At 50.9% G+C, this 12,169-nt stretch carries 11 protein-coding genes and 5 tRNA genes; 15 read left to right on the plus strand and 1 reads right to left on the minus strand.

The window, feature by feature from the left end:
• The first annotated feature begins 172 nt into the window (after positions 1 to 172).
• Positions 173 to 1,258 carry a lytic murein transglycosylase B gene (mltB, locus tag BEA93_RS02115; RefSeq protein WP_001516936.1) on the plus strand — a complete coding sequence of 362 codons (1,086 nt, stop codon included), beginning with the start codon at positions 173 to 175 and terminating at the stop codon, positions 1,256 to 1,258.
• A 39-nt stretch (positions 1,259 to 1,297) separates the two neighbouring features.
• Here the strand turns inward: mltB and BEA93_RS02120 are convergent, their stop codons facing one another.
• On the minus strand, positions 1,298 to 1,537 hold the full coding sequence (locus BEA93_RS02120) for a hypothetical protein (RefSeq protein ID WP_016249109.1): 240 nt from the start codon (positions 1,535 to 1,537) through the stop codon (positions 1,298 to 1,300).
• 181 nt (positions 1,538 to 1,718) lie between these two features.
• Between BEA93_RS02120 and pncC the strand changes: the two genes are divergently transcribed.
• From pncC to luxS, 14 genes are all read left to right on the plus strand, one after another.
• Positions 1,719 to 2,216: a nicotinamide-nucleotide amidase gene (pncC, locus tag BEA93_RS02125; RefSeq protein WP_000132228.1), complete on the plus strand. Its 498-nt coding sequence runs from the start codon at positions 1,719 to 1,721 to the stop codon at positions 2,214 to 2,216.
• Positions 2,217 to 2,295: 79 nt separating this feature from the next.
• Positions 2,296 to 3,357 (plus strand): recombinase RecA, encoded by a 1,062-nt coding sequence (recA, locus tag BEA93_RS02130; protein WP_001516934.1) that lies wholly within the window; start codon positions 2,296 to 2,298, stop codon positions 3,355 to 3,357.
• A 67-nt stretch (positions 3,358 to 3,424) separates the two neighbouring features.
• Positions 3,425 to 3,925 carry a recombination regulator RecX gene (recX, locus tag BEA93_RS02135; protein WP_105225120.1) on the plus strand — a complete coding sequence of 167 codons (501 nt, stop codon included), beginning with the start codon at positions 3,425 to 3,427 and terminating at the stop codon, positions 3,923 to 3,925.
• Between the two features lie 129 nt (positions 3,926 to 4,054).
• The gene (gene alaS / locus BEA93_RS02140; protein ID WP_085449174.1) at positions 4,055 to 6,685 is read left to right on the plus strand and encodes an alanine--tRNA ligase; all 2,631 of its coding nucleotides are present in this window, start codon (positions 4,055 to 4,057) and stop codon (positions 6,683 to 6,685) included.
• A 234-nt stretch (positions 6,686 to 6,919) separates the two neighbouring features.
• Positions 6,920 to 7,105: a carbon storage regulator CsrA gene (gene csrA, locus BEA93_RS02145; RefSeq protein ID WP_000906486.1), complete on the plus strand. Its 186-nt coding sequence runs from the start codon at positions 6,920 to 6,922 to the stop codon at positions 7,103 to 7,105.
• 315 nt (positions 7,106 to 7,420) lie between these two features.
• Positions 7,421 to 7,513, plus strand: a tRNA-Ser gene (locus tag BEA93_RS02150).
• Positions 7,514 to 7,516: 3 nt separating this feature from the next.
• Positions 7,517 to 7,593 (plus strand) — tRNA-Arg (locus BEA93_RS02155).
• A gap of 199 nt (positions 7,594 to 7,792) precedes the next feature.
• A tRNA-Arg gene (locus BEA93_RS02160) sits at positions 7,793 to 7,869 on the plus strand.
• A 198-nt stretch (positions 7,870 to 8,067) separates the two neighbouring features.
• Positions 8,068 to 8,144: transfer RNA gene (locus BEA93_RS02165), tRNA-Arg, on the plus strand.
• Between the two features lie 198 nt (positions 8,145 to 8,342).
• Positions 8,343 to 8,419: transfer RNA gene (locus tag BEA93_RS02170), tRNA-Arg, on the plus strand.
• Between the two features lie 277 nt (positions 8,420 to 8,696).
• Complete coding sequence (yqaB, locus tag BEA93_RS02175; protein WP_016262456.1) at positions 8,697 to 9,263, plus strand: fructose-1-phosphate/6-phosphogluconate phosphatase; 567 nt, start codon at positions 8,697 to 8,699, stop codon at positions 9,261 to 9,263.
• Complete coding sequence (locus BEA93_RS02180; protein ID WP_001287460.1) at positions 9,260 to 9,688, plus strand: YqaA family protein; 429 nt, start codon at positions 9,260 to 9,262, stop codon at positions 9,686 to 9,688. The genes yqaB and BEA93_RS02180 overlap by 4 nt, the downstream gene beginning before the upstream one ends.
• A gap of 72 nt (positions 9,689 to 9,760) precedes the next feature.
• On the plus strand, positions 9,761 to 11,317 hold the full coding sequence (gene gshA / locus BEA93_RS02185) for a glutamate--cysteine ligase (protein WP_001516931.1): 1,557 nt from the start codon (positions 9,761 to 9,763) through the stop codon (positions 11,315 to 11,317).
• 149 nt (positions 11,318 to 11,466) lie between these two features.
• Positions 11,467 to 11,982 carry an S-ribosylhomocysteine lyase gene (gene luxS / locus BEA93_RS02190; RefSeq protein WP_001516930.1) on the plus strand — a complete coding sequence of 172 codons (516 nt, stop codon included), beginning with the start codon at positions 11,467 to 11,469 and terminating at the stop codon, positions 11,980 to 11,982.
• The last annotated feature ends 187 nt before the right edge of the window (positions 11,983 to 12,169 follow it).

Here is a 12,169-nt window from a genome sequence, read left to right on the forward strand (position 1 = left end):
GATCGCAAAATGAAAGATAAATATTTTAATTTGAAAGTTATGGTGAAGGTGTGTCGATGAAGGGTATTTGAGTTATGTAAAGTCCGTATCGGGGAGCGACTACCGCTTCCTTGTGCAGGGCGCGATGCTTTACCATACTTGCCCCAGGTTGAATCTGTTAAATGGACTCCTCATGTTCAAGCGTCGTTATGTAACATTGCTTCCCCTTTTTGTGTTGCTTGCCGCCTGCAGCAGCAAGCCAAAACCTACCGAGACTGAAACGACCACCGGAACGCCGTCTGGCGGCTTCCTGCTTGAGCCGCAGCACAATGTGATGCAGATGGGCGGTGACTTCGCCAACAACCCGAATGCCCAGCAGTTCATCGATAAAATGGTGAGCAAACACGGCTTCGATCGTCAGCAACTGCAAGAAATCCTTTCCCAGGCGAAACGTCTGGATTCGGTACTGCGGTTGATGGATAACCAGGCACCGACCACATCGGTGCAGCCGCCATCAGGCCCGAACGGTGCATGGCTGCGTTATCGCAAAAAATTTATTACTCCGGATAACGTGCAGAACGGCGTGGTTTTCTGGAATCAATATGAAGATGCGCTGAATCGCGCGTGGCAGGTATATGGTGTACCGCCAGAAATTATCGTCGGAATTATTGGCGTCGAAACCCGCTGGGGACGCGTGATGGGTAAAACCCGCATCCTTGATGCGCTGGCAACGCTGTCATTTAACTACCCACGCCGCGCGGAATATTTCTCTGGCGAACTGGAAACCTTCCTGCTAATGGCGCGCGATGAGCAGGATGATCCGCTCAATCTGAAAGGTTCCTTTGCCGGAGCGATGGGCTATGGACAGTTTATGCCATCGTCTTACAAACAATACGCCGTGGACTTTAGCGGTGATGGTCATATCAACCTGTGGGATCCGGTTGATGCTATTGGTAGTGTGGCAAACTATTTCAAAGCGCACGGCTGGGTGAAAGGTGACCTGGTGGCGGTGATGGCAAACGGCCAGGCTCCAGGTTTACCAAATGGTTTCAAAACTAAGTACAGCATTTCGCAGCTTGCTGCGGCAGGTTTGACGCCGCAGCAGCCGTTGGGGAATCATCAGCAGGCCAGCTTGCTGCGTCTGGATGTTGGGACGGGTTACCAGTACTGGTATGGTCTGCCGAACTTCTACACCATTACTCGTTACAACCACAGCACCCATTATGCAATGGCAGTCTGGCAGTTAGGACAGGCTGTGGCGCTGGCGCGCGTACAGTAACAACTGACAAGAGGGGAGTTTAAACTTCCCTCTGCTTTATTACTGTTTATTCGAATTACGTAATTGCTTGATTTTTTTCGACAGCGATATCGTATATCCCAGGCAGACAACGCCTAATGCAGCCTGACCGAAGTCGAAAGGTTCAAGATAGCCAGAAGATAAAATCTTACATACCACTGCAACCAGGGCGCTGATGCCGCCAATGGTGACCCACATGCGCATTTGCGTGGTCTGTTTGAGCACGTTTTGTGGGGTGTTATCCGTTTTCTTTGTTGCCATTGCTTTTCTCTCCCTGTGAATACATATCAATGTGAACGCGGCATGGTAGCCTTTTTTCTTTACCGGTTGGTCGTAACAGTCTTATTTCGGAATGCGACTCGTAAAATGAATCGCTCGTCCCCATCTTCTGCGGGAAAGTGCTATCTTGTCCGGCATAAATTTTTGACTGACAGAGGTTGTGATGACTGACAGTGAACTGATGCAATTGAGTGAACAGGTCGGGCTGGCACTGAAAGCCCGTGGCGCAACCGTCACAACCGCTGAGTCTTGTACCGGCGGTTGGGTCGCGAAAGTTATTACCGATATTGCTGGCAGTTCCGCCTGGTTTGAACGCGGATTTGTCACCTACAGTAACGAGGCTAAAGCGCAGATGATCGGCGTACGTGAAGAGACGCTGGCGCAGCATGGCGCGGTGAGTGAACCCGTCGTGGTGGAAATGGCAATTGGTGCACTGAAAGCGGCTCGAGCTGATTATGCCGTGTCTATCAGCGGCATTGCCGGACCGGATGGCGGCAGTGAAGAGAAGCCTGTAGGCACCGTCTGGTTTGCGTTTGCTTCTGCCAGCGGCGAAGGCATTACCCGCCGGGAATGCTTCAGCGGTGACCGTGATGCAGTACGACGTCAGGCGACGGCTTATGCATTACAGACGTTGCGACAACAATTTCTACAAAACACTTGATACTGTATGAGCATACAGTATAATTGCTTCAACAGAACATATTGACTATCCGGTATTACCCGGCATGACAGGAGTAAAAATGGCTATCGACGAAAACAAACAGAAAGCGTTGGCGGCAGCACTGGGCCAGATTGAGAAACAATTTGGTAAAGGCTCCATCATGCGCCTGGGTGAAGACCGTTCCATGGATGTGGAAACCATCTCTACCGGTTCGCTTTCACTGGATATCGCGCTTGGGGCAGGTGGTCTGCCGATGGGCCGTATCGTCGAAATCTACGGGCCGGAATCTTCCGGTAAAACCACGCTGACGCTACAGGTGATTGCCGCTGCGCAGCGTGAAGGTAAAACCTGTGCGTTTATCGATGCTGAACACGCGCTGGACCCAGTCTATGCACGTAAACTGGGCGTCGATATTGATAATCTGCTGTGCTCTCAACCGGACACTGGTGAGCAGGCTCTGGAAATCTGTGACGCTCTGGCACGTTCTGGCGCGGTAGATGTTATCGTTGTTGACTCCGTTGCGGCGCTGACGCCGAAAGCAGAAATCGAAGGCGAAATTGGTGACTCTCATATGGGCCTTGCGGCACGTATGATGAGCCAGGCGATGCGTAAGCTGGCGGGTAACCTGAAGCAATCCAACACGTTGCTGATTTTCATCAACCAGATCCGTATGAAAATTGGCGTGATGTTCGGTAACCCTGAAACCACTACCGGTGGTAATGCGCTGAAATTCTACGCTTCTGTTCGTCTCGATATCCGCCGTATTGGCGCGGTGAAAGAGGGCGAAAACGTGGTGGGTAGCGAAACTCGCGTGAAAGTTGTGAAGAACAAAATCGCTGCGCCGTTTAAACAGGCTGAATTCCAAATCCTCTACGGCGAAGGCATCAACTTCTACGGCGAACTGGTTGACCTGGGCGTGAAAGAGAAGCTGATCGAGAAAGCGGGTGCATGGTACAGCTATAAAGGCGAGAAGATCGGCCAGGGTAAAGCAAATGCGACAGCATGGCTGAAAGACAACCCGGAAACTGCGAAAGAGATCGAGAAGAAAGTGCGTGAGTTGCTGCTGAGCAACCCAAATGCAACGCCAGATTTCTCTGTTGATGACAGCGAAGGTGTAGCAGAAACGAACGAAGATTTTTAATCGTCTTGTTTGATACATAAGGGTCGCATCTGCGGCCCTTTTGCTTTTTAAGTTTTAAGGGGATGCCATGACCGAATTAACGCCCCGTCGCCCGATATATACTCGCCTGTTGGATCGCGCGGTACGTATTCTGGCGGTACGTGATCACAGTGAGCAGGAACTGCGCCGTAAACTTGCCGCACCGATTATGGGCAAAAATGGCCCGGAAGAGATTGATGCCACGGCAGAAGATTATGAGCGTGTTATCGCCTGGTGTCATGAACACGGTTATCTCGATGACAGCCGCTTTGTTGCACGCTTTATCGCCAGTCGCAGTCGCAAAGGATATGGACCGGCACGTATTCGTCAGGAACTGAGCCAGAAAGGGAGCTCCCGAGAGGCGACAGAAAAAGCGATGCGTGAATGTGACATCGACTGGTGCGCGCTGGCGCGTGATCAAGCGACGCGAAAATATGGTGAACCTTTGCCAACCATCTTTTCAGAAAAAGTTAAGATCCAGCGTTTTCTGCTCTATCGTGGCTATCTGATGGAAGATATCCAGGAGATTTGGCGAAATTTTGCCGACTGAACGCATACGGTATTTTACTTCCCAGTCAAGAAAACTTATCTTATTCCCACTTTTTCAGTTACCAGCCCGGCGGTTAACAACACGTTGCTGCTGGTAGCGATATTTCTTTAGCTTGATTTCAGGATAATTATGAGCAAGAGCACCGCTGAGATCCGTCAGGCGTTTCTCGACTTTTTCCACAGTAAGGGGCATCAGGTAGTTGCCAGCAGTTCCCTGGTTCCCCATAACGACCCAACTTTGTTGTTTACCAACGCCGGGATGAACCAGTTCAAGGATGTGTTCCTTGGGCTCGACAAGCGTAATTATTCCCGCGCTACCACTTCCCAACGCTGCGTGCGTGCGGGTGGTAAACACAACGACCTGGAAAACGTCGGTTACACCGCACGCCATCACACCTTCTTCGAAATGCTGGGCAACTTCAGCTTCGGTGACTATTTCAAACACGATGCTATTCAGTTTGCATGGGAATTGCTGACCAGCGAAAAATGGTTTGCCCTGCCGAAAGAGCGTCTGTGGGTTACCGTCTATGAAAGCGACGACGAAGCCTACGAAATCTGGGAAAAAGAAGTTGGGATCCCACGCGAACGTATTATTCGCATCGGTGATAACAAAGGTGCGCCATACGCATCTGACAACTTCTGGCAGATGGGCGACACTGGTCCGTGCGGCCCGTGCACCGAAATTTTCTATGATCACGGCGACCATATCTGGGGTGGCCCTCCGGGAAGCGCAGAAGAAGACGGCGACCGTTACATTGAGATCTGGAACATCGTCTTCATGCAGTTCAACCGCCAGGCCGATGGCACTATGGAACCGCTTCCGAAGCCGTCTGTTGATACCGGTATGGGGCTGGAGCGAATTGCTGCGGTGCTGCAACACGTTAACTCTAACTATGACATTGACCTGTTCCGCACGCTGATTCAGGCGGTTGCAAAAGTCACTGGCGCGACCGATCTGAGCAACAAATCGCTGCGTGTTATCGCTGACCACATTCGTTCCTGCGCATTCCTGATAGCAGATGGTGTCATGCCATCCAATGAAAACCGTGGTTATGTATTGCGTCGTATCATTCGTCGCGCGGTACGTCACGGCAATATGCTGGGCGCGAAAGAAACCTTCTTCTACAAACTGGTTGGTCCGCTGATCGACGTTATGGGCTCTGCGGGTGAAGACCTGAAACGCCAGCAGGCGCTGGTTGAGCAGGTGCTGAAAACTGAAGAAGAGCAGTTTGCGCGTACTTTGGAGCGCGGTCTGGCGTTGTTGGACGAAGAGTTAGCGAAACTTTCTGGTGATACGCTGGATGGCGAAACGGCTTTCCGTCTGTACGATACCTACGGTTTCCCGGTTGACCTGACGGCTGACGTTTGTCGTGAGCGCAACATCAAAGTCGATGAAGCCGGTTTTGAAGCAGCAATGGAAGAGCAGCGCCGTCGCGCACGTGAAGCCAGTGGTTTTGGCGCTGATTACAACGCGATGATCCGTGTTGATAGCGCTTCTGAATTTAAAGGCTATGACCATCTGGAACTGAACGGCAAAGTGACTGCACTGTTTGTTGATGGCAAAGCTGTTGATGCAATCAATGCAGGCCAGGAAGCGGTTGTCGTACTGGATCAAACGCCATTCTATGCAGAATCAGGCGGCCAGGTTGGCGATAAAGGCGAACTGAAAGGCGCAAGCATCTCTTTTGCGGTGGAAGACACTCAAAAATACGGCCAGGCGATAGGTCACATCGGTAAACTTGCTGCGGGTTCTCTGAAAGTGGGCGACGCGGTGCAGGCTGATGTTGATGAAGCGCGCCGCGCCCGTATTCGTCTGAACCACTCCGCAACGCACCTGATGCACGCTGCATTGCGCCAGGTTCTGGGTACTCATGTCTCCCAGAAAGGTTCTTTGGTTAACGACAAAGTGCTGCGTTTCGACTTCTCGCATAACGAAGCGATGAAACCTGAAGAGATTCGAGCGGTCGAAGACCTGGTGAACGCACAGATTCGTCGCAACCTGCCGATCGAAACCAACATCATGGATCTTGAGGCGGCTAAAGCGAAAGGCGCGATGGCGTTGTTCGGTGAGAAGTATGATGAACGCGTACGTGTGCTGAGCATGGGCGATTTCTCTACCGAGCTGTGTGGCGGTACTCACGCCAGCCGCACTGGTGATATCGGCCTGTTCCGCATCACCTCTGAATCGGGTACTGCTGCAGGCGTTCGCCGTATCGAAGCGGTAACCGGAGAAGGTGCTATCACCACTGTTCATGCGGACAGCGATCGCTTAAGCGAAGTCGCGCATCTGCTGAAAGGCGATAGCAACAATCTGGTTGATAAAGTGCGTTCAGTGCTGGAACGTACGCGTCAGTTGGAAAAAGAGTTACAACAGCTTAAAGAACAGGCTGCTGCGCAGGAGAGTGCGAATCTTTCCAGTAAGGCAATTGATGTTAATGGTGTTAAGCTGTTGGTTAGCGAGCTTAGCGGTGTTGAGCCGAAAATGTTACGTACCATGGTTGACGATTTAAAAAATCAGCTGGGGTCGACAATTATCGTGCTGGCAACGGTAGCCGAAGGTAAGGTTTCTCTGATTGCAGGCGTATCTAAGGACGTCACAGATCGTGTGAAAGCAGGGGAACTGATTGGTATGGTCGCTCAGCAGGTGGGCGGCAAGGGTGGTGGACGTCCTGACATGGCGCAAGCCGGTGGTACGGATGCTGCGGCCTTACCTGCAGCGTTAGCCAGTGTGAAAGGCTGGGTCAGCGCGAAATTGCAATAATATAAGCGTCAGGCAATGCCGCAGAGTGAGTCTGCGGCATTCGCATCAACGCTATCGACAACGATAAAGTCAGGTTGAAGTTGTGTATATCGGCTAAACTTAGGTTTAACAGAATGTAATGCCATGACTGCTTACATGTAATGTGTTTGTCATTGCTTACTTTTTGGCGTTATATGATGGATAATGCCGGGATACAGAGAGACCCGACTCTTTTAATCTTTCAAGGAGCAAAGAATGCTGATTCTGACTCGTCGAGTTGGTGAGACCCTCATGATTGGGGATGAGGTCACCGTGACAGTTTTAGGGGTAAAGGGCAACCAGGTACGTATTGGCGTAAATGCCCCGAAGGAAGTTTCTGTTCACCGTGAAGAGATCTACCAGCGTATCCAGGCTGAAAAATCCCAGCAGTCCAGTTACTAATCTTTCCGCGTCTCATCTTTAACGGTGAGACGCACCCTCAAAATTTCTCCTTCACTTCATTTTCTTTTCGCGTTACACCCGTTCATTCATCTTTAGTCTCCCTTTTTCTGTATTACCGCTACCTTTCAGATGCCCGTTTTTCTGTTGATAAAACACTCTTTTTGGCGTTTTTACAGACTAATTGAGCGTGAAGTGTGCAAACGATAAAAGTGTGGGAAAAATTGTTTGACTTATAAGTCTCAGAAAGTAATATGTGCGCCACGCAGCGACGATGAGCGATAAACAAGTTCTTCGAAGCACTCGTAAGAGGCGTGTGGTGAGGTGGCCGAGAGGCTGAAGGCGCTCCCCTGCTAAGGGAGTATGCGGTCAAAAGCTGCATCCGGGGTTCGAATCCCCGCCTCACCGCCATTTGCATCCGTAGCTCAGCTGGATAGAGTACTCGGCTACGAACCGAGCGGTCGGAGGTTCGAATCCTCCCGGATGCACCATATTCTCCGTAACCTTCAGCGATGAAGGTATCGAAGAGGTGGCGGTACTAACCGCAGGCACCGGGGAGGATAACGTTGCTTTAGCAACGACCCTAAGGGCGAGCCGCAAGGCGAGTAATCCTCCCGGATGCACCATCTCTTGCTTGATACGGCTTTAGCAGCGGTGTCAAAAAATCTGCAGTAAAGTAAGTTTCCCGATGCATCCGTAGCTCAGCTGGATAGAGTACTCGGCTACGAACCGAGCGGTCGGAGGTTCGAATCCTCCCGGATGCACCATATTCTACGTAACCTTCAGTGATGAAGGTATCGAAGAGGTGGCGGTACTAACCGCAGGCACCAGGGAGGATAACGTTGCTTTAGCAACGGCCCGAAGGGCGAGCCGCAAGGCGAGTAATCCTCCCGGATGCACTATCTCTTACTTAATATGGCTTTAGTAGCGGTATCAATATCAGCAGTAAAATAAATTTTCCCGATGCATCCGTAGCTCAGCTGGATAGAGTACTCGGCTACGAACCGAGCGGTCGGAGGTTAGAATCCTCCCGGATGCACCATATTCTCCGTAACCTTCAGCGATGAAGGTATCGAAGAGGTGGTGGTACTAACCGCAGGCACCAGGGAGGATAATGTTGCTTTAGCAACGGCCCGAAGGGCGAGCCGCAAGGCGAGTAATCCTCCCGAATGCACCATCTCTTGCTTGATATGGCTTTAGTAGCGATATCAATATCAGCAGTAAAATAAGCTTTCCCGATGCATCCGTAGCTCAGCTGGATAGAGTACTCGGCTACGAACCGAGCGGTCGGAGGTTCGAATCCTCCCGGATGCACCATTCTCTTCGTATTATCCACGATTGATAATCTTCATGGTCTGCAAAATTGACGCAAGCACCAGGGAGGATAACGTCGCGCCAGCAACGGCCCGAAGGGCGAACGCCAGTGAGTCATCCTCCCGGATACACCATCTTCTCCAAAAGATCCCCTCAAAAATATTTCATTTCTAAATGACGATTTTATCCATTTCCTGAATAATCTTCCCCTTCGCCATCAGCGACAAAATCAAGCAATTACGCTAAAGTAGCGTCATATTTTTCGATTTGTGAGAAGGCCATGTACGAGCGTTATGCTGGTTTAATATTTGATATGGATGGCACCATTCTGGATACCGAGCCTACGCACCGTAAAGCGTGGCGCGAAGTATTAGGACGTTACGGTCTTCAGTACGATGTACAGGCCATGATCGCACTTAATGGTTCGCCTACCTGGCGTATTGCCCAGGCGATCATTGAGTTGAACCAGGCCGATCTCGACCCACATGCTCTGGCGCGTGAAAAAACAGAGGCGGTAAGAAGCATGCTGCTGGATAGCGTCGAGCCGCTTCCTCTTGTTGACGTAGTGAAGAGTTGGCATGGTCGTCGCCCAATGGCTGTCGGTACGGGGAGTGAAAGCGCTATAGCTGAGGTGCTGTTAACACATCTGGGATTGCGCCGTTATTTTGACGCCGTCGTTGCTGCCGATCACGTCAAACATCATAAACCTGCGCCAGACACATTTTTGTTGTGCGCACAGCGTATGGGAGTGCAACCAACACAGTGCGTGGTCTTTGAAGATGCTGATTTCGGTATTCAGGCTGCTCGCGCCGCAGGCATGGACGTTGTGGATGTTCGCTTGTTGTGAGTGAGGCGCTATCGCTCTTCTCGTTGTTTGCCAGTAGTTTTCTCAGCGCTACACTATTACCCGGCAATTCGGAAGTTGTGCTGGTGGCAATGTTACTTTCTGGGGTGAGTCATCCCTGGGTTTTAGTATTAACAGCAACAATGGGTAATAGCCTTGGAGGGTTAACTAACGTTATCCTTGGGCGTTTCTTTCCATTGCGCAAAACATCGCGCTGGCAAGAAGAAGCCATTGGCTGGCTGAAACGCTATGGCGCAGTCACACTCTTATTAAGCTGGATGCCAGTGATTGGCGACTTACTGTGTCTGTTAGCGGGATGGATGCGCATCTCGTGGGGACCAGTAATCTTTTTTTTGTGCCTTGGTAAAGCGTTGCGCTACGTTGCGGTTGCAGTAGCCACCGTTCAGGGCATGATGTGGTGGCACTAATTGTAGGCCTGCACACATGGCCACCATTACAGTTATGCTAATTAAAACGATTTTGACAGGCGGGAGGTCAATTTGATCCCGGACGTATCACAGGCGCTGGCCTGGCTGGAAAAACATCCTCAGGCATTAACGGGGATACAGCGCGGTCTTGAGCGCGAAACTTTACGTGTTAATCCAGATGGCACACTAGCAACAACGGGTCATCCTGAAGCATTAGGTTCCGCACTGACGCATAAATGGATCACGACCGATTTTGCCGAAGCGTTGCTGGAATTTATTACGCCGGTCGATGGCGATATTGAACATATGCTGACCTTTATGCGCGATTTGCATCGCTATACCGCGCGTAACATTGGCGATGAGCGGATGTGGCCGTTAAGTATGCCATGTTACATCGCGGAAGGTCAGGATATCGAACTGGCGCAGTATGGCACTTCCAATACCGGTCGCTTTAAAACGCTGTACCGTGAAGGGCTGAAAAATCGCTATGGCGCGCTGATGCAAACCATCTCCGGTGTACACTACAACTTCTCTTTACCAATGGCATTCTGGCAGGCGAAGTGTGGTGATATCTCGGGCGTTGACGCCAAAGAGAAAATCTCAGCGGGCTACTTCCGTGCTATCCGTAACTACTATCGCTTCGGTTGGGTTATCCCGTATTTGTTTGGCGCTTCCCCGGCGATTTGTTCTTCTTTCCTGCAAGGTAAACCGACGTCGCTACCGTTTGAGAAAACCGAGAGTGGCATGTACTACCTTCCGTATGCGACCTCTCTTCGTTTGAGCGATCTGGGCTATACCAATAAATCGCAAAGTAATCTTGGTATTACCTTTAACGATCTCTACGAGTACGTAGCTGGTCTGAAGCGGGCAATTAAAACGCCGTCGGAAGAGTACGCGAAGATTGGTCTTGAGAAAGACGGCAAGCGACTGCAAATCAACAGTAACGTACTGCAGATTGAAAATGAACTGTATGCGCCGATTCGTCCGAAACGCGTTACTCGCAGCGGTGAGTCGCCTTCTGATGCGCTGTTGCGCGGCGGCATTGAATATATCGAAGTGCGTTCGCTGGATATCAACCCCTTCTCACCGATAGGTGTTGATGAGCAGCAGGTGCGTTTCCTCGACCTGTTTATGGTCTGGTGTGCGTTAGCTGACGCGCCGGAAATGAGCAGTAGCGAACTTGCCTGTACACGCGTCAACTGGAACCGGGTGATCCTTGAAGGGCGTAAGCCGGGGCTGACGCTGGGAATTGGCTGTGAAACTGCACAATTCCCGCTGCCGCAGGTGGGCAAAGATCTGTTCCGGGATCTGAAACGTGTTGCGCAAACCCTGGACAGCATTAACGGCGGCGAAGCGTATCAGAAAGTGTGTGATGAGCTGGTAGCCTGCTTTGATAATCCCGATCTGACTTTCTCTGCCCGTATCTTACGGTCTATGATTGATACTGGCATTGGCGGAACTGGTAAAGCATTTGGTGAGGCTTACCGCAATTTGCTGCGTGAAGAGCCGCTGGAAATTCTGCGTGAAGAGGATTTTATTGCCGAACGCGAAGCGTCTAAACGCCGTCAGCAGGAAATGGAAGCTGCAGATACCGAACCGTTCAAGGTGTGGCTGGAAAAACACGCCTGACAGAAAAGAAAAAGGCCACTCGTGAGTGGCCAAAATTTCATCTCTGAATTCAGGGATGATGATAACAAATGCGCGTCTTTCATATACTCAGACTCGCCTGGGAACAAAGAGTTCAGAATATTTTAAAAAAAATTACCGGAGGTGGCTAAATGCCGTTGTTAGATAGCTTCACAGTCGATCATACCCGGATGGAAGCGCCTGCAGTTCGGGTGGCGAAAACAATGAACACCCCGCATGGCGACGCAATCACTGTGTTCGATCTGCGTTTTTGCGTGCCGAACAAAGAAGTAATGCCAGAAAAAGGTATCCATACTCTGGAGCATCTGTTTGCTGGTTTTATGCGCAACCATCTTAACGGCAACGGCGTTGAGATCATCGATATCTCGCCAATGGGTTGTCGCACCGGTTTCTATATGAGTCTGATTGGTACGCCAGATGAGAAGCGTGTCGCTGATGCCTGGAAAGCGGCAATGGAAGATGTACTGAAAGTGCAGGATCAGAATCAGATCCCGGAACTGAATGTCTACCAGTGTGGCACTTACCAGATGCACTCGTTGCAGGAAGCGCAGGATATTGCACGTAGCATCCTGGAACGTGGTGTGCGTATCAACAGCAACGAAGAGCTGGCGTTGCCGAAAGAGAAATTACAGGAACTGCACATCTAGTCAGTTTAAGCAGAAGAAGCCGGACATGCAGTAGCACCGTCCGGCTTGCCTGATGCGCTACGCTTATCAGGTTGATGCAGGGAGCGCGCCACCCGTATACCGCGACGGGCGGCAAAGTGGCATCAAAAGAGATATTTCATACCCAGCATTCCCTGGGTATCGCTGTAACCGTTGTCACCCAACTGCT

The organism is Escherichia sp. MOD1-EC5950, assembly GCF_002965345.1.
Classification (GTDB): domain Bacteria; phylum Pseudomonadota; class Gammaproteobacteria; order Enterobacterales; family Enterobacteriaceae; genus Escherichia; species Escherichia marmotae.